This window comes from Flavivirga rizhaonensis (assembly GCF_004791695.1).
Taxonomy (GTDB): domain Bacteria; phylum Bacteroidota; class Bacteroidia; order Flavobacteriales; family Flavobacteriaceae; genus Flavivirga; species Flavivirga rizhaonensis.
In genome coordinates, this window is record NZ_SRSO01000002.1 from 137,001 (window position 1) to 159,780 (window position 22,780).

Sequence of the window (22,780 nt, forward strand, 5' to 3'; positions counted from 1 at the left end):
TAAATAATGAGGTTAATCAAAAAAGTAATAAGAAAATTTTCTACTCTTTTTTTTACTAAAAAACCTATTGTTAAAGAACGATTAGATCAGTTTAGAGAGCTAGGACTAATTCATATAGGAAATAATTCAGATACTAAAAATATTCATGTTGAAATAAGAAAAAGAATAGACAATAAACAATTTTTGTCTATAGGAGAAGAAAGTGTTATTAGTGGTAGTTTCTTTTTCGAAAATGAAAACGGAGTTATTAGTATTGGTGATAGAACATTTATTGGTGGTGGTGGGAAATTTATTTCAATCAATAATATATCAATAGGGAATGATGTTTTAATTTCATGGGGATGCACTTTTATGGATAATAATGGACATTCTCTAGTTTGGAATGAGAGAAAAGATGATGTTAAAGAATGGAAAAAAGGTTTAGATGAAAATAAAGAAGGTCATTATAAAGATTGGAGTAATGTTCAGAGTTTACCAATAATTATTGAAGATAAAGTTTGGATTGGTTTTGAAGTTGTAATTTTAAAAGGAGTTAGAATTGGTGAAGGAGCAGTTATAGGTTCTAGAAGCGTTGTAACCAAGGATGTTCCCAAATGGACAATCATGGTAGGAAATCCAGCACAAGCTATTCGAGAAATCCCCGAAAATGAAAGATAGTATGACTTGGGAGGAAACTATAATAAAGATAAGAAAAGAAGATGCTTTTAAAGAATTAGTAGAGAAAGCTTATTTTGATGAAAACCTAGAACTCAACGTAAAGCGTTTTGGTTATAGTGACGAGTTTAAAGAAACTTTGAAAGTTATTACATCTTATTCGCCAGAAGCATCATCTATTTTAGATATTGGTTGTGGAAATGGTATTAGTTCAGTCAATTTTGCATTACAAAAATATCATGTAACTGCTGTTGAGCCTGATCCAAGTTTTACTGTTGGAGCTGGCGCTATTAAGAAACTGAAAAAATCTTATGAACTAGATAATTTAGATATATATGAAGCCTTTGCCGAAGACATTAATTTTAAGAGTAATTCTTTTGATATTGTTTATGTTAGGCAAGCCATGCACCACGCTAACAATTTAGAAAAATTTATAAAAGAGTGTGTTAGGGTTTTAAAACCAAATGGATTGCTATTAACAATTAGAGATCATGTAATCTATAATGAAGTTGATAAAGAATGTTTTTTGAAAGCGCATCCTTTGCATAAATTTTATGGTGGAGAAAATGCTTTTACTGCTAACGAATACAAGAATGCAATAACGAATGCAGGAGCAGAAATTTTAAAGGAATTACGATATTATGATAGTATAATAAATTATTTTCCAAGTACAGATAATGAAGTCAATAATTTAAAAGAAACAAACAAGTTAAACCAGAAGAAAAGATTGGTGAAAAAGATTGGTAAAATAGCTAATAGTTCGTTTGTCTGGAATTTGTATTGTTTTATATATAAGTATAAACCCCTAAATGAAGCTTCTATTCCTGGTAGAATGTATTCCTATATAGCTATAAAAAAATGAAGATACTTATAATAGGCTCAAAAGGATTTATTGGTTCGCATGCTGTGAAATATTTTTCAAGATCTCATAAGGTTTGGGAATGCGATGTGGTTGCCGATTATGTAAATGAGAACTATTTTATAGTTGATGCGACCAATGCCGATTATAGTGATATTTTTCAACAACAACAGTTTGATGTTTGCATAAATTGTTCTGGAGCTAGCAGTGTACCAAACTCTTTAGTGAAACCACAAAGAGATTTTATATTGAATACCTTCAATGTGCACAAACAACTCGATGCTATACGTCGTTATAATGCAGATTGTAAATATATAAATTTATCTAGTGCGGCTGTTTATGGTAATCCAGAACAATTACCTATTAATGAAAACCAAACTACAAACCCTATATCTCCCTATGGAGTGCATAAAAAAATGGCTGAAGATGTTTGTAAACTGTTTTATAAACAGTACAAGATAAAATGTTGTTCCTTGCGTGTTTTTTCTGCCTATGGAGAAGGTTTAAAAAAACAACTATTTTGGGATCTATACCAAAAAGGAAAAGAAAATCCGAATGTCGTTTTGTATGGTACAGGTAATGAGTCAAGGGACTTTATACATGTTTCGGATATAATAAATGCCATTGAATGTGTTATAGGCAAAGGTGCTTTTAAAAGCGATATAATAAACATAGCTAATGGTAATGAAGTTAAAATTAAAGATGTTGTGCAATTGTTTTTTGAAATATTTAATGAAACAAATATTACCTATGCTTTTGGAGGAGAAGAACGACAAGGAGATCCTATAAATTGGTGTGCCGAAACAAGTTTATTGAAAAAATTAAATTATACTCAAAAAGTTAATTTAAAAGAAGGTTTAGAATATTATATAAAATGGTTAAAAGAAGAAAACGCATAGGATTGCTTTATTTTTATGATGAAAACTGGGTTGCTGGTTCATATTATATTTTAAATATCATTCACGCATTAAATACCTTAAAAGATGCTCTTAAACCTAAGATTATTATTTTAACTTATTCAAATGAAAATTTTGATAAAGCTAGGAATGAAACAAAATACCCTTATTTAGAGTTTTGTGCTGTACCTTTTGTACCTCATTATAATATTTTTGAACGTGTTGTAAATAAAGTGTCTAGAATATTATTAAATAAAAAAATCATAAAAAAACAACCAAAACCACCTAAGTTAGATTTTGTATACCCACAGCAAATAGAAGGATTACCTAATGATTTAAAAAAAGTAAATTGGATCCCAGATTTTCAAGAAGATCATTTGCCTCAATTTTTTTCTCAAGAAGAAATAGATAAGAGAAAACAACATCAACAAAATGTTCTAGCGAATAGTGATATAGTTGTGTTTAGTAGTTTAGATGCTCAAAATGATTTTGAAAGATTATACCCTAAATCAAAAGCAGATAAATTTGTACTTAGATTTGCAGTAACACATCCAGATTTTTCCAATGAAAAAATTGAAAAGTTACTAGATAAATATAAACTTCCCAATGATTATTTTTTTGTTCCTAATCAATTTTGGGCTCATAAAAATCATATAGTTATCTTAAAGGCTGTTAATTTATTAAAACAAAAAGGAATAAATTTAGTAGTGGCTTTTTCTGGTAAAGAAAGTGATTATAGAAATTTAGATAATTTCAGTATCTTAAAACAATATATCAGTGATAATAGATTAGATAATAATATTAGATTTCTTGGTTTCTTAGCAAGAAATGAGCAATTAGCCCTGTTGAAGAATTCTATAGCTATTATTCAACCTTCTTTATTTGAGGGATGGAGTACCGTTGTAGAAGATGTAAAAGCATTAAACAAGTATGTTATACTTTCTAACTTGAACGTGCATAAAGAACAAATTAAAGAAAATGTACACTTTTTTAATCCTTATGATGAAAAGGAACTAGCAAAAATTATTGAGAAATATTCTAAAGAAAAACCAGGAGTAGTTGATTCACATTATAAAAATGATATAGATAAATTTGCTCTTAATTTTATAGATTTAATTAAACGAGCTACAAAAGTTTAAAAAAAACTTGAACACTTATAAGAATAACTAATCAATAAGACCTAGTTGGAAATTAATTACCCTAAAATAACTATAGTTACACCTGTTTTTAATCAAGTTCAATTCCTTGAGAAAACAATTCAATCAGTTATTGGTCAGAAGTACCCTAATTTAGAGTATGTAATTATTGATGGAGGAAGTACAGACGGTACTTTAAATATATTAGAAAAGTATTCAGATAAAATAACAAAATGGGTAAGTGAGCCAGATTCTGGGATGTACCATGCTTTAAATAAAGGTTTTGATTTTTCTACTGGAGAGATTATGGGCTGGGTAAATAGTGATGATATTCTTTTAGCTGATGCTCTTTATAATGTGGCACGACTATTTAATGACTTACCTAAAGTAAATTGGATTCAGGGTCTTAATAGTTTTATAGATTTAAACGGGAAATTAATAGAGGTTTGCATCCCAAGAAAATTTAGTTTCATAAAATTTTTAAATCATGATTTCAAGTGGATACAACAAGAATCTACCTTTTGGAGGAGAAGTCTATGGGAAAAAGCAGGAGGTAAAATAAATACCGATTTTAAATTAGCAGGTGATTTTGAGTTGTGGTTTCGTTTTTTTCAACATGAAAAACTTTATAATGCAACTTTGCCTGTAGGGGCTTGGCGTAATAGAGAAGGTCAATTATCTGGAATACAAATGGATAAATATTTACAAGAAGTCCATAGTATTATAAATGCTTATGATTTATCTAAAGAAGAACAAGAAGTATTGAGGTCAATAAAACATTATAATACTTTAGTAGGTATTTTGCTTAAAGTAAAAATACTCAAGGCATCATTTTTTATCAATAAACGAAACGCTTTATATAATTTAAATAAAATAGATATAAAATATTCATACATAGAAAAACGATTTATTGTTGTCTAATTTAATTTTTGATTGCAGCTTATAGAAAAGCTATATTTAAACACAGAAATATAGATGAAAAGTATTTTAGATAATATATGGGTAAAGTAGATTGAATTGTTTTAAGTTTAATTTGAAAATCTAAAGCTTGAATCTAAATTTCAATAAAATAAAAATATGTGGAAATTTGAAAAATAATGATTTATAAAAATAAAATAGCACTAATTACGGGAGTAACAGGTCAAGATGGAGCCTACTTATCAGAACTATTATTGTCCAAAGGTTATATAGTACATGGTATAAAACGTCGAGCGTCTTTGTTGAATACAGATAGAGTAGATCACCTGTATCAAGACCCGCATGAAAGTAACGTACGCTTTAAGTTGCATTATGGTGATTTAAGTGATTCTATGAATATAACTAGAATTATTCAAGAAGTACAGCCAGATGAAATTTATAATTTGGGCGCAATGTCTCATGTAAAAGTAAGTTTTGATACACCAGAATATACAGCTAATATAGACGGTTTAGGTACATTACGTATTTTAGAAGCTGTTCGGTTATTAGGTTTAACTGAAAAAACGCGTATATATCAAGCTTCAACTTCAGAACTATATGGCTTAGTACAGGAAGTACCTCAAAAAGAAACAACGCCTTTTTACCCACGAAGCCCATATGGTGTAGCTAAGTTATATGGCTATTGGATAACTGTTAATTATCGTGAAGCTTACAATATGTATGCATGCAATGGTATTTTATTTAATCATGAATCTCCTTTAAGAGGAGAAACGTTTGTAACTCGTAAAATTACCAGAGCGACTTCAAAAATTATTTTAGGGATACAGGATGTACTTTACATAGGGAATTTAGATGCTAAACGAGATTGGGGGCATGCTAAAGATTATGTAGAGGCTATGTGGTTAATGTTACAACAAGATAAACCAGAAGACTATGTTATAGCAACAGGAATTACAACAACTGTAAGAGATTTTATAAAAATGGCATTTAGTAATGTTGGTATTACTTTGGCTTTTGAAGGTGAAGCGGAAGCCGAAATTGGAAAAATAGTAAGTTGTGCTCATTTAGATTACCAATTCCCAATTGGAAAAGTTGTGGTTAAAGTAGATGCGCAATATTATAGACCAACAGAAGTAGATTTACTAATTGGAGATGCAACGAAATGCAAACAGAAATTACAATGGGAGCCTAAATTCACCCTTGAAGATTTAGTGAAAGATATGATGACCTCAGATTTAAAATTATTTAAAAAAGAACAATATTTAAAAGCTGGAGGTCACGATATAGTTAATTCTAGTGAAGAATAATATGAATTTTTCAGATAAAATATACATTGCTGGGCATAAAGGCATGGTAGGCTCTGCTATTTATAGAAGTTTAAAACAAAAAGGCTATACTAATTTTGTAATGCGAGATTCTTCAGAATTAGATTTAACTAATCAAGAACAGGTAACTAGTTTTTTTAAAGAAGAAAAGCCAGATTATGTGTTTTTGGCTGCAGCAAAAGTTGGAGGAATTGAAGCAAATAATACATTTAGAGGACAGTTTTTGTATGAGAATTTAATGATACAAAATAATGTGATACACCTAAGTTATGTATGCAATGTAAAAAAGCTATTGTTTTTTGCATCTTCGTGTATTTATCCTAAGTTTTCCGAACAACCTATAAGGGAAGATTATTTATTAACAGATAAATTAGAGCCTACAAACGAGCCATACGCTATAGCGAAAATAGCTGGTATAAAATTGTGTGAAAATTATAATCGTCAATACGGTTGTAATTTTATCTCAGTTATGCCAACCAATTTATATGGTCCTAATGATAATTACGATTTAAAACACTCACATGTACTGCCTGCATTATTACGAAAATTCCATGATGCCAAGATAAATGACTTGCGTACTGTTGAAGTTTGGGGGACAGGTAAACCAAAACGAGAATTCTTGCATGTTGATGATCTGGCTAATGCGAGTATTCATTTAATGCAAACATATTCAGGTAATGTTTCAGTAAATATAGGAACAGGAATTGATATGTCTATTAAAGAGCTTGCGGAATTAATTAAAGACATTGTAGGTTATAAAGGAGCTATAGTTTGGAATAAAAGTAAACCAGACGGAACGCCACGTAAATTATTAGACGTTTCTTTAATACATAGTTTGGGTTGGCAACATACTATAGACATAAATGAAGGAATAAAAAAGGTTTACTTTAACAAGTTTTTAAATGAAGATAAAAAGGGCTTTTAGCTAATTATAACCCAAAAGGCTATATTGGGAAGTTATTAAACTAGTTTATGAAAGAGATTCAAAATTAAAATTTATCAATCTATTACCAATAATGCTAAATAATCTTTTAATTTCAATAATTACTGTCAATTATAATAATAAAGATGGTCTTGAAAAAACGATTAAAAGTGTTCAAAATCAATCTTTTACTGATTTTGAGCATATAGTAATTGATGGCAATTCCACAGATGGTAGTAAAGAATTAATAGAAGCTAATAAAGCTGGTTTTAGTTATTGGGTTAGCGAATCCGATAATGGCATTTACCATGCTATGAATAAAGGTATTAAAGAGGCAAAAGGAGACTACCTGTTTTTTTTAAATAGCGGTGATGACTTTACAGATTCTCAAGCACTCACTAAAGTAAAAGTTCATTTAAATAAGCATGATGTCGTTTATTTTAATATTAATGTAGTAGGATTGGGCGAAACAATCGTGAAAAAAAGCCCTGAAGTACTTACATTTAGTTTCCTGCATGCAGATTTACCAGCACATCAATCCACTTTTATAAAAAAAAGATTGTTTGAAAGAATAGGCTATTATGATGAGAACTTAAAAATAGTATCAGATTGGAAATTTCTTATTTTAGCATTATGTAAGTATAATGCAACATATAAGTATGTAGACGATGTATTTTCAAATTTTTATAAAGGAGGAATAAGTTCTTTAGAAGAAAATTTTAAAATAGTGAAAGCAGAAAGGGCATCGGTATTGAATTCCGAGTTTTCAATTCAGATGAATGATTTAAAGTATAAATTTAAATTAGAACGAATTTTGAGAAACTTAAGGAAATCAAAAAAAATACAAATTTTAATCAAATTAGGGTTGATAAATAAGTTTTAAATACTCAGTCCTAGCATAAATTATGCAATTTTCAGTATCAGTAATTATTCCAGTTTATAATGATGAACGCTTTATAGAAAAAGCAATCAATTCAGCTATTCAACAACCTGAAGTATCCGAAATAGTTGTAGTAAATGATGGGAGTACAGATAAAACAGAACATATACTTGAAAACCTGCAAAAACAAAATTCAAAGATTAAAGTTTACTACCACGAAGGCAAGCTAAATAAAGGACGTTCCGCAAGTAGAAATTTAGGAATAAAGAAAGCTATAGGGAACTATATAGCGTTTTTAGATGCAGACGATTTTTATTTGCCTAATAGGTTTACTAATGATAAGAAAATATTTAATGAGCGCAAAAGTATAGAAGGTGTTTACAATGCTATTAGTGCACATTTTTATAGAGAAGGAAGTAAAGCTGAAAAAGAGCAGCTAAGTTTAACTACTATAAAAAAAAGAATTGCTGCAGAAGTCCTTTTTGAAGCACTTTTATTAGGTAGTGAGGGGCATTTTTCAATAGATGGATTAACACTAAAAAAATCTGCCTTTAATAAAGTAGGTTACTTTAACCAAACGATGTTAGTGTCTGAGGATACAGAACTCATTTTTAAGCTATCTTTAAAATGTAAATTACAGTCCGGAATAATCGATAAGCCAGTAGCCATGCGAGGAGTCCATGGGAGTAATGTCTTTAATAGAGAAGATTTGTATGCAGAGCATAGAATAAAAATGTACCAATCACTATTATTTTGGGCAAATAAAAATCAAGTAGCATTGCATAGAATTGATAAATTGTTAAACACTTTGTGGGTCTTAAAATATAAACAGAAAAAAAGTTTAATAAGTTATATAGGCTATTGGGGCCATTTGTTTTTTAACGCTCCTAGAAGTATATTTTCAATGTTAGGCATAAAATATTTTCCAATTATTAGGCTTAGACAAAAACTTTTTCCATTTTTATACAAACATTCATAATACGTTAATATTCATATCATGAAATTGGCACCTATAGTTTTATTTACTTACAATCGCCCGATGCATACGCAAAAGGCCTTGGATGCACTGGCCGCAAATCCAGAAGCAGAGGATAGTGAATTATATGTGTTTTGTGATGGAGCGAAAACAAATGCAAATATTACAGAATTAAACAACATTAAAAACGTTGTTAAAATTGCGAAAAGCGAAAATAGATTTAAAAAAGTACATGTACATGTAAATTCGGAAAATAAAGGTTTAGCAAACTCTATTATTGGAGGAGTAACAGAAATAGTAAATAAACATGGAAGAATAATTGTACTGGAAGATGATTTGGAAACATCATCAGGGTTTTTAAAATATATGAATAATGCTTTGGAAACCTATAAGGACGAAGATGAAGTCATGCATGTTTCTGGTTACATGTATCCTCACGATAAAACTTTACCAGAAACATTCTTTTTTAATGTACCTCTTTGTTGGGGTTGGGCTACTTGGAGTTCGGCATGGAAACATTTTAATGCAGACGCATTTGACCTTTGGGAAATAATTAAAAACAAAAATTTATATACACATTTGGATAAATTTGGATACGATTATCTAAGTAGCCAACTAGCTCATAATATTTCAGGAAGATTAAATACGTGGTTTATTAAATGGCACGCATCTGTACTTATACAAAATGGATTTACTCTATATCCAAATAAATCATTAGTAGAAAACATAGGGTTTGATAATTCGGGAGTTCATAATGGTATCCATACAGAGTTTAAAAACAATACTTTGTCTACTCATATTGAAGTAGAAAAAAGACCAATTTCCGAGAATAAAGATGCGGAAAACATTATCAGGTCATTTTATAAAAAACTAAAAGAAAAACCTGTAAAACAAAGTTTAAAAAAACAGCTAAAAAATAAATTAAAAGACTTTGTGTTTTTAGTTTTTCCAAACTTGAGAAAAGTAATACGACTTAATCATGAGGTTTTAAATGTCAGAAGTTATTTAGGTCATTTCACAAAAGTGTACCCGCCTTCAAGGCTATCAGACACTATTATTGGAAATTATACTTACATATCAGAAAAGTCTATAATTAATAACGTAATAATTGGTAAATTTTGCTCTATAGGAACCAACTTTATGGCTGGTCGTGGCATGCATCCTACTAAAAGTATATCAACTCATCCCATGTTTTATTCTACAGGAAAACAAAACGGAATGACTTTAAGTAAGGATGATAAAATTAGAGAATTTCTAACCATATCTATTGGTAATGATGTTTTTATAGGTATGAATGTTACCGTTTTAGATGGTGTAAAAATAGAAGATGGTGCTATAATAGGAGCAGGAGCTGTTGTTTCAAGAGATATCCCAGCATATGCTATTGCCGTTGGTAATCCAGCAAAAGTTGTAAAGTATAGATTTGAAGATAAAACCATAAATAAATTATTAGATATTAAATGGTGGGATTTTAAAGATGAAAATTTATTTCTAATAGAGAAGTATTTTTTTGAAATAGAAACTTTTATTAAAAAAGTTGAAGAAGAAGGTTTGACTAAAAAAGAAACAAAAAAGGAATATTGAAGCCAAAAATATCCATAATAACGATTAATTATAACAATTATGAGGGTTTAAAAAAGACTTTTGAAAGTATTGAAGCTCAAACATGGAATGGCTATGAATATATTGTCATTGATGGAGATTCAAATGACGATAGTACCGTATATTTAGAGAGTATAGCAGATAAAGTTGATTACTGGGTTAGCGAACCCGATAAAGGGGTATATGATGCCATGAATAAAGGGATTAAAAAAGCCAATGGAGATTATTTAATTTTTTTAAATAGTGGAGATCATTTTTATAATGATAGCGTTTTAGAAAAGAATGTTAAACATATAGAAGCTTCAGACATAACTTATTTTAATTTAAGAGTTATTGGTGAAACTGAAAATTTTATAAAAGAATATCCCGATACATTATCTTTTGCATACTTTGTAAAAGATACCTTGCCGCACCCAGCTACATTTATTAAAAAGGAAGTATTCGATAAAGTAGGCTTATATGATGAGAATTTAAAAATTGTATCAGATTGGAAGTTTTTTATGGACAGCATTTGTAAAAATAATATAAGCTATAAAAAGATTAATGCGCCATTATCAACATTTTATTTAGATGGGATGAGTTCAAATTCTAATAATAAAAGAGTTATTGTTAATGAAAGACAACAAGTGTTAAATACAGAATATGGTGCTTTTGTTCGAGACTTAGAAGATGTTCTAAAATACAGAACAATAATTTCAGGCTTGAGACAATCCAGAATTATAAATTTACTCGTCAAACTCGGTTTTTTGCACAAGATTTAAAATGAATATTGAAGTTTCAATCATTGTACCTTGTTATAATCAAGCACACTATTTAGGTGAAGCTTTACAATCTGTTTTAAATCAAACGTTTTCAAATTGGGAATGTATTATTGTTAATGATGGGAGCCCTGATGATACTGAAAAAATAGCCAATGAATGGTGTGAAAAAGATGATAGATTCAAATATTTATATAAAGATAATGGTGGATTATCCAATGCAAGAAATGCTGGAATAAAAATTAGTAAGGGGACATTTATATTGCCTTTAGACGCTGATGATATGATTGATGAGGTATTTGTAGAAACATTATTACCTCAATTGCACACCGATAAATCGCTTGCAATAGTATCTTGCTTCAGCAAGTTTTTTATTGATAATAAAAACAATATTGTTAATGAGTTAAAGCCAAAAGGAGATACTTACCATTATTTACTTCATGTTAATCAATTAGTAGCTACGTCACTATATCGAAAATCATGTTGGGAAGAAGTTGGTGGTTATGATGAACAAATGAAAACTGGTTTCGAGGATTGGGAATTTTGGCTTGCTATTACTAAGCAAGGGTGGAAGTATAAAGTAGTAGAATCATATTTGTTTTATTATAGAAAAGCAAAAAAATCTATGTTAGTAGACACTATAAATAACCATTTTGAAACTAATAAAGAATATATTATTAAAAAGCATAATGAAATTTATGTAAAAGATTTTGATAATTTGATGACCGTTTTATTCCACCAGCTAAAAACATATCATGCAAGTGAGGTTAAAGTTAAAACGTCATTAGAATACAAAATAGGTAAGGCAGTAACTAAACCCTTTAGAGTTTTAAAAGCTTTTTTTAATTAAGTTTTAAATGATTTCAGTAGTCATAAGAAGTAAAAATCAGGCATCTGCATTAGCCTTTTCGTTAAAAAACCTAACGGAAAGGTATATTAATGACATAGATGAAATCATTGTTTTAGATAACTTATCCAAGGATAATAGTGAAGCCGTAACCAAACAATATGGTGCAAGATTTGTATCCATTAAAAATTTTAGTTTTGGTGGGAGTGCCAATATTTGTGCAAGTGAGGCTAAAAATAATATCATAGTTATCTTTAGTGCGCATTCCTTTGCAGTAAGTCATGACTTTTTTAGGTTAATCAAAAAGAAGTTTCAGGAAAATTCAAATTTAGCAGGTCTAAGATGTTTACATGCTTCTAATGATTACAGAAATTTTATTAATAAAATACCTGCAACTATAGATCCTAATAAATCGGGACTCATTTTTTCAGGTTCAGCTTTTAGTAAAAAAGTATGGGAAAAACACCCATTTAAAGAAGATGTGCCAACTTTTGAAGATAAAGAATGGACAAAACGTGTTTTAAATGCAGGGTATGATATTGAATTTGTAGAGTCTATATTTAGTTATGAAATACAGAGAACTCGTAAACAACTCTTTTTCAGGTTTAAAAATGATGTGTTAGGAAACTATCAAATTTGGCATGAAGATGTGAGTTTTTTACAAGCAAGTAAAGGATTTGTAATGTCTACATTCAAATTGATTAAATATTTTTTTACAGACTTAAAATATATCGTTTTGAAGTATATCTATCTAATCAAGTTTATTTTTAATAAGCCTAAAAAATTCTAAATACCAATGCTGGAGACATTATAATTTGAAAATACATAAACAAAATAATTTTGATTTTTTAAGGTTTATGTTTGCCTTATTTGTGGTTATATCACACGCTTATCCATTATCTGGAAGTAGTGAAGAAGCTCAATGGATTTATAAAATTACTAATGGTCAAATAGTATTAGCTAGTATTGGTTTAAACGGTTTCTTTGTAATAAGTGGATTTTTTATTTTTCAAAGCCTTCAAAGAAGCAAAACGCTTAAAAGTTATTTTAAAAAAAGATTTCTAAGACTATTTCCAGGTTTATTTATATTGCTAATATTGTCTATACTAATGGTTCCTTTTCTTTATCAAGGTAGCATACCGTTACTTAGTAATAAACAGTTTTATACATATTTACCTAATAATTTGAATTTATATAATTTTCAATCTGGTATAAAGGGTGTATTTGATAGTAATAATTATCATGCTATAAATGGCTCTTTATGGACACTCCGCTACGAGTTTTCTCTCTATATAGCATTGGCGTTTTTATTTTATCTAAAAGGGCGTTTATCACTTGTAAAAGGATTGCTTTTAATATCGTTTTTTATGTTCTTTATACTTTTTAACTTTTGTTTAGATAGGTTTTCGGGAGCTTCTGTTTTTGGTATGCAAGGCTATCATATTTTAAATTTTAGTGCCTTCTTTATGGGAGGTAGCTTTTTGGCTTCTGTAGGTTTTGATGCTATAAAAAAGGAAAGTAGTTTATTTTTTGTTGTAGCTATTGCTGTTTCATTAATAATATTATTAGCCTCGATTTACTTTAATTTTTATAGCAACATAAAACATCTTATGTTTACGTTGCTTATATTATTGATTGGTTATATGAATATTCCAATACTTCAAAGTTTTGGTAAAATAGGAGATATGTCTTATGGGATCTATATTTATAGTTTTTTCATTCAGCAAATATTTATGGTTGTTTTTAAATTCGATCTTTATGAATTAATGATATACTCGGTTATAGCATCAATTATATTAGGATATTTATCATGGCATTTAGTTGAAAAAAAGGCGCTGTTTTATAAGAATAAACCAATTTTAAGTTTAAAACGATTTACTTTTAAAACGTGAATATTTAATAATGGATTTAAAAAAGAAAATACTTATTGTTGGCCCTATTAGTGATTTTGGAGGTAGAGAAATTGAAGTAAAAAATATAATTGATGCTTTAATAAATTATTTTAAAGTGAGTTTATTGTCAACGATACCAATGACAAAAAAATCTGCTGCTATTCTTGATGAAAAGCATCATCATTGGAGTAGTGTTGAAAAGAAGATCTTTAACTCAAATTTATTTATAAAAATAACGAGTATTGCCTGTAAATTTATATATAGACGCAAAGCCCCAGCATATAGGTTCATTGGTAATAAACTAAACTATAAGTTCTTTTCATTCAATCAGAAATATTTTGACGTTTTAAAAAAAGAAACTGATAAGCACGACATTGTAATATTCTCTGGAGAATTAACCACCAAGTGGTTAATAGAAATAATTACATTTTGTAAAGATTTGAATAAACCGTTGATTATAAGAACAACAGGAACAATAACAAATATTCCAGAGTTAACCAGTAGTCTGTTAAAGTATGTAGAAACTATTTTGGTACATTCAAACTCTAATTATCAAAAGATATTAAAAGTAGTTCAGGATAATATTGTTATTATAGATCAAACAACATTATTCGAAAAGGAATTAGTTCGCATAGAAACAAAAAAAACTACTGATCATTTAACTTATGGATATTTAGGTAGGTTTTCTAAAGAAAAAGGTATTGTAGAAGTACTTAAAGTATTTAAAAATCTAAATAAAAAATTAATTATAGCAGGAAATGGTCCTTTGTTAGATGAAGTAAAAGAGGCTACAGAAAACAATACATCTATAGAATACATAGGAGAATTGTCAGGACAAGAAATAGTTGCGTTTTTCAAGCTTATAGATATTTTAATAATTCCTTCATTGGAAGAGTCAGGGCCTTTGGTAGGTATTGAAGCTATGGTTGCGGGGAAAATTATTCTATCGACAAGAGTTGGAGCTATGATGGATCGTTTAGAAAAAACTGATAATCAATTTTGGTTTGATATTAAAAATGAGAATAGCCTTGTAACTGAAATAAAAAGAATTGAAAGTATTGATACTGAGTCTTTAGAAAATATTAGGCATAAAACAAGAAAGGTTTATAATCTAAGATATTCAAGAGATATTATTGCTGAAAAGTATTTAGAAGTAATTAATAATACCCAAGAAAAAAATAGTTAATATGAAAATCCTCATGGTGGCCATACCAAATCATCATTTTTTTCAATGGGTTAATCAATTGAAAGATTCAGGTCATGATATATTCTGGTTTGATATTACTGATGGCGGACCACAAGTTGAGAGAATAAATTGGGTTACTCAAATTAAGGGATGGAAATTAAAACAAGATTACCCCTTTAGGTCAACAATTAAAAAACAAGGCCCCAGATTATATAAATTTCTTCAAAAATTTAATGAAAGAGACGTTACTCAAGTTTTTAAGAAAACAGTAAATGAGATAAAACCAGATATTGTACATTGTTTTGAAATGGAATTATCTGGATTACCAATAATAGATGTGATGGATAAAAATGATATCCCATTTGTATATTCATCTTGGGGAAGTGATATGTTTTTTTTTGAAGAACTTGGTTTAAATAAAATAAAAGTACAGCAATTTTTAAATAGAGTAAATTATTTAATTACAGATTGCAAACGTGATTACGAACTAGCAAAAGTCAACGGCTTCAACTCAGAATTTTTAGGTGTCTTTCCTGGAAATGGTGGACTTACAATAGATGTTTCTAAAATAAAATCTGTTTCAGATAGAAATATCATTTTAGTTAAAGGCTATGAAGATGGTGTAGGCAAAGCAATCAAGATATTAGAGGCCTTAGAGTTACTTTCTGATGAAATAATAAATAATTACCAAATTATAATTTATAGTGCAGATCAATCGGTTTCAAACTATATTAAAAAATCGAGAAAATTAAATGAATTACATATTACTATATATCCTAGGAATGGATTTATAGATAATCAATTAATTTTAGAACTGATGGGGAAAAGTGTCTTGCATATAGCTAGTAGTATTTCCGATGGTATGCCTAATGCATTGTTGGAAGCTATGTCCATGGGAAGCTTTCCTATTCAATCTAATCCCGGGAGAGTTTCAGAAGAAATTATTACTCATAATAAAAATGGGTTTTTAATCAATAATCCTTCAGATCATCAAGAAATTGCATCACACATAGAAAAGGCTTTAGGAAACAAAGTTCTAAGGGAAGAAGCACAAAAAATTAATGTGAATTTTATAAATAAACATTACAATAGAGCCGTTTTAAAATTTGAATTAATTGATCTTTACAAGAAAATTAATAAAGCAATAAAAAATTAATGGAGCTGTCATTTCTTATCGTAACAAAAAATAGGCCTGAGGAATTAAGTTTTACTTTACGTAAATTAAAAAGCTTGATTGACTTAACCGTACATGAAGTTTTAGTTTTAATAGATAATTGTAAAGAAACAGAAGCCATAGTTCAAGAATATGATTGGGTGAATTGGGAAATTTCTAATAAGAGTATTAGTGCATCTCCAGCTAGAAATATTTTATACAAAAAGGCAAAAGGTAATATTTTTATTGGTTTAGATGATGATGCACATCCAATTAGCCAAAATTTTATTTCAAGTATAGAAAACGAATTTCAAAATAATGAAAACCTTGGTATTATAGCTTTTCAGGAGGTTAGAGGTTTATTCGATTCAGATGAAATAGCATTAAAACATATAAAACAAGAAGAGCCTTTTTTTACCAACGATTTTGTAGGATGTGGTTTCGCTATAAAAAAAGACGTCTATAATGCTACAAATGGTTTTCCTAAATGGATGGATATTTATGGAGAAGAGCCAGCATTAGCTATTGAAGTATTAGATTTAGAATATCAAATATTATATAAAGGTAGTATTATCGTTAACCATAGAGTAGATGTCGAAAAGAGAAAAATACAAGGAAGAAACTATTTTAGATTTGAACACCAACTTAAAAATTCGATTAGATATTTTTTGGTGTATTATCCAAACCCTATTATAAAAATAATAAAGTTACTAATACATAATTTTAGGAAGTACGCACTTTCAGATTTTAAGTATTTTAGATTGTTTTTAAAAGTGTGTGTATCTAATTTATTTCAAATATTTAATATTTTGAAGTTTAGATCACCAGTTAAAAAAGAAACACTATATAAAAAAAGAACTTTAACAAGTTTAAAATATTGATAGTTAGTTGCCTTAATTTTAATAAGAACTAACTTAGTTGTCTTCCTTTTATACTAAAAATAAATATTTTCAGTCGAAAAGTGTATTTTAGCGACTGTTAAAGACATGTTTACTATGAGAAAAATTGGATTTATACCGCTTAGAAAAGGGTCTAAAGGCATTCTTAATAAAAATAAGCGAAAAATGGTTGGTAGGCCTTTATTTACATGGGTTTTAGGTGAGGCTATTTTTTCTGAACTTGATGAAGTGTTTGTTTATACTGATGATGAGACTATTATAGAATTTATTAATAAAGAATACTACTGGACAAACAAAATTAAAGCCTTATTAAGAAGTAAGGAAAGTGCTAACGATACAGCTTCGACCGAGTCAGCTATTTTAGAATTTTGCGAAACTACCAACTACAATTTTGATGTATTCTGTTTACTTCAAGCTACATCACCTTTTACTAAAAAGGATGACATAAATAATTGTTTAAAAGAAATTGGGAATGATTTTGACTCAGCATTGACTGTGGTTAAAACACACCGTTTTTTGTGGGATGAATCAGGAAACCCAATAAATTATAATCCTCTTGAAAGGCCAAGACGTCAAGATTTTGAAGGTTTGCTAATAGAAAATGGTGCTGTTTATGTCGTAACGAAAAACGCTTTAAAAAAACATAAAAATCGACTGGGAGAAAATACAGCTATAGTGAAAATGCCCGAAGATTCTTTGTTAGAGATTGATACTGAATCCGATTGGGTTGCCGTTGAAAGTTTGTTAATTGAAAGGCAAAAACGTTATAAGGAATCTCAAAAAATCACACACGTTGTTTTTGATGTAGATGGTGTTTTTACAGATGGTACAATTTCATATACAAAAGAAGGTGAGCATACGAAGGTTTTCGATATGCGAGATGGTATGGGAATTGAAATCTTAAAACAATTTGATATTGAGGTTATGGTGATGACCTCTGAAAACTCCGAACTTGTTGCAAAACGCATGAAAAAGTTGAAACTTAAACATGTATTTCTAGGTGTAAAAGATAAGTACACCTTACTCAATCAGGTTATGCAAGAAAAAGGCAAAACATTAAACAATGTGGCTTATGTTGGAGATGATGTAAACGACTTAACCAATATTTGTAGTGTAGGCTGGTCCTTAGCACCCAATAATGCTACGGATATAGTAAAACAGCATGCAGATATAGTACTTTCTAAAAACTCGGGAGCAGGAGCTATTCGTGAAGCATGTCAATTTATAATGAATTATAATAAAAGGTTTTAAAAAAGCCCTTAAATTTTATGGACACATATAAAAAGCCCTATATAATAGCAGAGATAGGATGTAATCACAAAGGAGATATAGAGATAGCCAAAGAACTTATAAAAGTGGCTAAAATATTCTGTAATGTTGATGCAATTAAATTCCAAAAGAGAAATAATATAGAACTACTAACCGAAGAACAATACAATCAACCACATCCAAACCCTGTTAACTCTTATGGTGATACTTATGGTGCTCATCGAGAGTATTTAGAGTTTGATCTTAGTCAGCATAAAGAGTTAAAGTCGTATTGTAAAGATATAGGAATTACTTATTCTACATCTGTATGGGATCTAACTTCAGCTAAGGAAATAGCATCTTTAAACCCTGAGTTTATTAAAATTCCATCAGCATGTAATAATAATATAGAAATGTTAGAATGGTTATGTCATAATTATCAAGGTGAATTGCATATTTCTACAGGAATGACAACTAAAGATGAAATAGAAGATTTAGTTTCCTTTTTTAAAAAAAATCATAGAAATAAAGACTTGGTACTTTATAATTGTACATCTGGCTACCCAGTGCCTTTTGAAGATGTATGTCTGTTAGATATCAATTTATTAATAGAAAAGTATAAAGATGACGTGAAACACATTGGTTTTTCAGGACATCATTTAGGAATTGCTGTAGATGTTGCTGCTTACACTCTAGGAGCTAATATTATTGAAAGACATTATACTATTGATCGAACATGGAAAGGTACAGATCACGCTGCTTCACTAGAGCCTATGGGGTTACGTAAACTATCCAGAGATGTTAATGCCGTTTATAAAGCGTTGCAGTTTAAAAAGCAAGATGTCTTACCTATAGAGCAAGAACAACGAAATAAGTTAAAAAATCAGAAAATTTAATTTATAAGATTAAAAATGAAGAAAAAAGTATTCGTTTTTTTTCCTGATGGGGTTGGTTTAAGAAATTTTGCATTCACAGAATTTAAAAATATAGGAGAGCAAAAAGGCTTCAATATTACATATTGGAATAATACAGTATTCTCACTTAAAGATAATCTTGATTATAACGAAGTTAAGATTGAAGACCACACAAGTCATCCATTATTATCAATTTATTCAAGAGCAAGGAAGCGAGCTGAATTAAATGTATCAAGAGATAAATTTAATGATGATGTGTACCCAACATATAAATTCCCTTTCAATTATAAAGGCATTAAAAATAGTCTTAAAAGTTTATATACAAAATATTTAATAGGACTGTATTCCTCGGAAAAAGGTATTGTTAAACTTAGACAAAAAATAAATAAATTAGAACGTTCAACCACAAAGTATTCGTATTGTAAAGCACAATTAGAAAAACATAAACCAAATTTAGTGTTTTGTACTACGCAACGAGCAACACAATCTATTAGTGCTTTATTGGCGGCTAAAGATTTAGGAATTCCAACTGTAGCCTTTGTATATTCTTGGGATAATGTACCAAAAGCTATGCAAGTAGTTGAGACCGATTATTATTGTGTGTGGAGCGATTTAATGAAAGAACAGGTATTACAATATTATCCATTTATAAAAGAGAAACAGGTTTTTGTTACAGGAACACCACAGTTTGAACCACATTACGATATAGCATTAAAGCAAACAAAAGAAGCGTTTTTTAATGATTATAATTTAGACATTAATAAAAAATATATTTGTTATTCTGGAGATGATGAAACAACATCGCCCCTAGACCAGTATTATTTAGAAGACCTAGCAAATGCTGTTAGAAGTTTAAATGTCGAAGGTAGAAATCTAGGCATTATTTACAGAAAATGTCCTGTAGATTTTACACCTAGATATAATGCTATTATTGAAGCAAACAAAGATATCATTGAAGTTTTGGATCCTATTTGGAAACAAGTAGGAAAGCAATGGAATCAGGTTTTGCCAACAAAAGAAGATTTTAAAATGCTATATAACGTATGTGAGCATAGCGAATTTGTAACCAATGTATGTTCATCTACAGTATTTGATTTTGTAGCACATAATAAACCTTGTATTTATTATAATTACGAACAACCGCAATTAAAAAAAGGTATTCGAGATATAGGGCAAAACTATAAATATGTCCATTTTAGAAGCATGCCAAGTAAAAATGCAGCAGTATTTTGTGAAGATAAAAACCATTTAAAAGTTTTAGTGAGGCAAATCTTAGACGGAGAATTATCAAACGTGAAAGATTGTGAAAAATGGTATGAGATTGTGGCGGGCAAGACACCAACTAAATCATCAGAAAACATTTGGAACGTTATTAAGTCTTTAGTATAGTATGTTATTTAACTCGTTTGCTTTTCTACTCTTTTTAATTATTGTATTCTTACTTTATTGGTCTGTATTTAGTAAAAAAAATACATATAGAAATTTATTTTTACTAATTGTAAGTTATGTGTTTTATGGTTGGTGGGACTATCGGTTTTTAGGCTTAATTTTATTGAGTACTGTAGTCGATTATTTTATAGGAAGGCAACTAGAGAGAACAGGAATTAAAAAAAAGCGAAAACTACTTTTTATTCTAAGTTTATCAGTTAATTTAGGAACACTAGCTTTTTTTAAGTATTACAATTTTTTTATAGAGAGTTGGGTAGATGCATGGTCAATTTTAGGGTATCATATTGAGAGTTATACATTACATATTATTTTACCTGTTGGAATTTCTTTTTACACATTTCAAACGTTAAGTTATACAATCGATATTTATAGAAAACAGTTAAAACCAACCAACAGCTTTATAGATTTTGCAGCTTTTGTATCATTTTTTCCTCAGTTAGTAGCAGGTCCAATTGAAAGAGCCTCTCACTTATTACCCCAATTCGAAAAGAAGTTTAAGTTTGACTTTAAATTGGCGAAATCAGGATTGCATTTAATAATATGGGGATTATTAAAAAAAGTTGTTATAGCTGATTCTTGTGCCATTTATGTGAACGAAATATTTAAAAATTATGACACATTAAATACGGTGTCTTTAATTTTGGGAAGTGTTTATTTTGCTTTTCAAATTTATGGTGATTTTTCTGGATATTCAGATATGGCTATAGGTATAGCTCGGTTATTTGGTTTTAATTTAAAAAGAAACTTTAATTATCCTTATTTTTCAAGAGATATAGCAGAGTTTTGGCGTAATTGGCATATCTCTTTAACAACTTGGTTTAGAGATTATTTATATATTCCCATGGGAGGGAGCCGCGTTAGCACGATAAAAAAAGTTAGAAACACATTTGTGGTTTTTTTGGTAAGCGGCTTTTGGCATGGCGCTAATTGGACATTTATAGTTTGGGGATTTTTAAATGCATTGTATTTTTTACCATTGTTATTAGCAAAAAAGAATAGAATAAATATTTCTACAATTAAAATGTTAGGAATAAAACAAACCCTTAGTGTTGTTCCCAGAATATTAATAACGTTTTTCTTAACATGTTTTGCTTGGATTTTTTTTAGAGCAGACAGTGTAGAGGTGGCTTTTAAGTATATTAGCAATATGGTTAATTTTAATTTTGGAATTGAGTTTCTTGGCCATGAACGCTATTCAGTAGAATTATTATTATTGTTAGTGCCGTTTGTTTTGGTTGAATGGTTTAATAAACTATATGAAGAGCCTATTTCTAGAAATTACGAATTTATAAAACTGAGTTTATGTATTTTGGTGATTTTCATGTTTGGTAGTTATTCTAATCCTCAAGATTTTATATATTTTCAATTTTAAATGACACAATTTTTTAAATATATAATCGGAGTCATTCTTATCGTTTTAGCGTCTTTGTATGTAGCAGATAAAGTATATACTCATATTAACTCAGTGTATTATTCTGATACAAAATTTCAATTCATAAGAAGCTTTCAAGATAAAAAAGTAGATTACATTTTTTTAGGATCTTCAAGAGTCGAAAACGGTATAAACCCTTTAGTCATAGATTCTATTACAGGAGGACATGCGGTGAATTTTGCTGTTCAAAGTTCTAAGATTAGTGATATGCTACTTATTTTAAAACTTTTAGACGAATATAATGTTTCTTATCAAAAAGTTTTTATTCAAATAGATTATATATATAATTTCCAAAATCAATATTCAAACGTATTAGATTACGAATTAATACCTTTTTATAATTCAAATAAAGTAATACAAAACCATTTAGATAAATCGAACAAGTTTAACAGTTTTGAATTTTCTTTTCCGTTTATGCGTTATGCTCTTTATGACCAGAAAAATGGTTTCAGAAGGCTAGTTTCAAATTTTAAAAAATCACCTTCAGCATTTAGTTATAATAATGGGTTTAAGGAGTTACATGGTACTAGTTCTAAAAATACACATGATTTACCAAGTTATATAATTGAAAATAATTCGGATTTTGAAAATTTAAAAGCTTACATTTTCAAAAATAAAATTAACGCGTCATATTTTTGTTCTCCGATAAGAAGAGATACAAAAAACCTTGATTTTATTGATAAATTAACTCAGAAAATACCAGATTTAATTAATTATACTGGGATTATTAAAAACGAAGCATATTTTATAGATAATATTCATTTAAACGAAAAAGGCGCATACAAGTTTTCTGAAATTTTTGCTAACTATATATTAAATCAATCATATTAATCT

22 protein-coding genes are annotated in these 22,780 nt (G+C 29.0%); all 22 read left to right on the forward strand.

Annotation, left to right across the window (positions count from 1 at the left end):
* The first annotated feature begins 6 nt into the window (after nt 1-6).
* Complete coding sequence (locus EM932_RS02480) at nt 7-657, forward strand: acyltransferase (protein WP_135875145.1); 651 nt, start codon at nt 7-9, stop codon at nt 655-657.
* The gene (locus EM932_RS02485) at nt 647-1,516 is read left to right on the forward strand and encodes a class I SAM-dependent methyltransferase (RefSeq protein ID WP_135875147.1); all 870 of its coding nucleotides are present in this window, start codon (nt 647-649) and stop codon (nt 1,514-1,516) included. The genes EM932_RS02480 and EM932_RS02485 overlap by 11 nt, the downstream gene beginning before the upstream one ends.
* Nucleotides 1,513-2,412, forward strand: a complete 900-nt coding sequence (locus EM932_RS02490) for an NAD-dependent epimerase/dehydratase family protein (RefSeq protein ID WP_135875148.1) — start codon at nt 1,513-1,515, stop codon at nt 2,410-2,412. The genes EM932_RS02485 and EM932_RS02490 overlap by 4 nt, the downstream gene beginning before the upstream one ends.
* Nucleotides 2,388-3,548 carry a glycosyltransferase gene (locus EM932_RS02495; protein WP_135875151.1) on the forward strand — a complete coding sequence of 387 codons (1,161 nt, stop codon included), beginning with the start codon at nt 2,388-2,390 and terminating at the stop codon, nt 3,546-3,548. Before EM932_RS02490 ends, EM932_RS02495 begins: the two co-directional genes overlap by 25 nt.
* A 45-nt stretch (nt 3,549-3,593) precedes the next feature.
* Nucleotides 3,594-4,466, forward strand: a complete 873-nt coding sequence (locus EM932_RS02500; protein ID WP_135875153.1) for a glycosyltransferase family 2 protein — start codon at nt 3,594-3,596, stop codon at nt 4,464-4,466.
* A gap of 176 nt (nt 4,467-4,642) precedes the next feature.
* Nucleotides 4,643-5,770, forward strand: a complete 1,128-nt coding sequence (gene gmd, locus EM932_RS02505; RefSeq protein ID WP_135875155.1) for a GDP-mannose 4,6-dehydratase — start codon at nt 4,643-4,645, stop codon at nt 5,768-5,770.
* A gap of 1 nt (nt 5,771) precedes the next feature.
* Nucleotides 5,772-6,713: a GDP-L-fucose synthase family protein gene (locus EM932_RS02510; protein WP_135875157.1), complete on the forward strand. Its 942-nt coding sequence runs from the start codon at nt 5,772-5,774 to the stop codon at nt 6,711-6,713.
* Nucleotides 6,714-6,804: 91 nt separating this feature from the next.
* A complete protein-coding gene (locus EM932_RS02515) occupies nt 6,805-7,593 on the forward strand; it encodes a glycosyltransferase family 2 protein (RefSeq protein ID WP_135875159.1) in 789 nt (262 codons plus the stop codon).
* A 22-nt stretch (nt 7,594-7,615) separates the two neighbouring features.
* Nucleotides 7,616-8,569: a glycosyltransferase family 2 protein gene (locus EM932_RS02520; RefSeq protein ID WP_135875161.1), complete on the forward strand. Its 954-nt coding sequence runs from the start codon at nt 7,616-7,618 to the stop codon at nt 8,567-8,569.
* An 18-nt stretch (nt 8,570-8,587) separates the two neighbouring features.
* Nucleotides 8,588-10,150 (forward strand): CatB-related O-acetyltransferase, encoded by a 1,563-nt coding sequence (locus EM932_RS02525; RefSeq protein WP_135875163.1) that lies wholly within the window; start codon nt 8,588-8,590, stop codon nt 10,148-10,150.
* Nucleotides 10,147-10,929 (forward strand): glycosyltransferase family 2 protein, encoded by a 783-nt coding sequence (locus EM932_RS02530; RefSeq protein ID WP_170179696.1) that lies wholly within the window; start codon nt 10,147-10,149, stop codon nt 10,927-10,929. The genes EM932_RS02525 and EM932_RS02530 overlap by 4 nt, the downstream gene beginning before the upstream one ends.
* A 1-nt stretch (nt 10,930) precedes the next feature.
* The gene (locus tag EM932_RS02535; protein ID WP_135875167.1) at nt 10,931-11,776 is read left to right on the forward strand and encodes a glycosyltransferase family 2 protein; all 846 of its coding nucleotides are present in this window, start codon (nt 10,931-10,933) and stop codon (nt 11,774-11,776) included.
* Between the two features lie 7 nt (nt 11,777-11,783).
* The gene (locus EM932_RS02540; RefSeq protein WP_135875169.1) at nt 11,784-12,563 is read left to right on the forward strand and encodes a glycosyltransferase; all 780 of its coding nucleotides are present in this window, start codon (nt 11,784-11,786) and stop codon (nt 12,561-12,563) included.
* Between the two features lie 25 nt (nt 12,564-12,588).
* The gene (locus tag EM932_RS02545) at nt 12,589-13,665 is read left to right on the forward strand and encodes an acyltransferase family protein (RefSeq protein WP_135875171.1); all 1,077 of its coding nucleotides are present in this window, start codon (nt 12,589-12,591) and stop codon (nt 13,663-13,665) included.
* 10 nt (nt 13,666-13,675) lie between these two features.
* Nucleotides 13,676-14,851, forward strand: coding sequence for a glycosyltransferase family 4 protein (locus tag EM932_RS02550; RefSeq protein WP_135875173.1), 1,176 nt, complete (start codon nt 13,676-13,678; stop codon nt 14,849-14,851).
* A 1-nt stretch (nt 14,852) separates the two neighbouring features.
* Nucleotides 14,853-16,007 (forward strand): glycosyltransferase, encoded by a 1,155-nt coding sequence (locus EM932_RS02555; protein WP_135875175.1) that lies wholly within the window; start codon nt 14,853-14,855, stop codon nt 16,005-16,007.
* On the forward strand, nt 16,007-16,885 hold the full coding sequence (locus EM932_RS02560; protein WP_135875177.1) for a glycosyltransferase family 2 protein: 879 nt from the start codon (nt 16,007-16,009) through the stop codon (nt 16,883-16,885). The genes EM932_RS02555 and EM932_RS02560 overlap by 1 nt, the downstream gene beginning before the upstream one ends.
* Nucleotides 16,886-16,999: 114 nt before the next feature.
* Nucleotides 17,000-18,154, forward strand: a complete 1,155-nt coding sequence (locus EM932_RS02565) for an acylneuraminate cytidylyltransferase (protein ID WP_135875179.1) — start codon at nt 17,000-17,002, stop codon at nt 18,152-18,154.
* 17 nt (nt 18,155-18,171) lie between these two features.
* Nucleotides 18,172-19,047: an N-acetylneuraminate synthase family protein gene (locus tag EM932_RS02570; RefSeq protein WP_135875181.1), complete on the forward strand. Its 876-nt coding sequence runs from the start codon at nt 18,172-18,174 to the stop codon at nt 19,045-19,047.
* Between the two features lie 15 nt (nt 19,048-19,062).
* Entirely contained in the window at nt 19,063-20,454 is a 1,392-nt protein-coding gene (locus tag EM932_RS02575; protein WP_135875183.1) for a glycosyltransferase family protein, read from the forward strand.
* 1 nt (nt 20,455) lies between these two features.
* Nucleotides 20,456-21,886, forward strand: coding sequence for an MBOAT family O-acyltransferase (locus tag EM932_RS02580; protein WP_135875185.1), 1,431 nt, complete (start codon nt 20,456-20,458; stop codon nt 21,884-21,886).
* Nucleotides 21,887-22,777: a hypothetical protein gene (locus tag EM932_RS02585; protein WP_135875187.1), complete on the forward strand. Its 891-nt coding sequence runs from the start codon at nt 21,887-21,889 to the stop codon at nt 22,775-22,777.
* Nucleotides 22,778-22,780 lie beyond the last annotated feature (3 nt).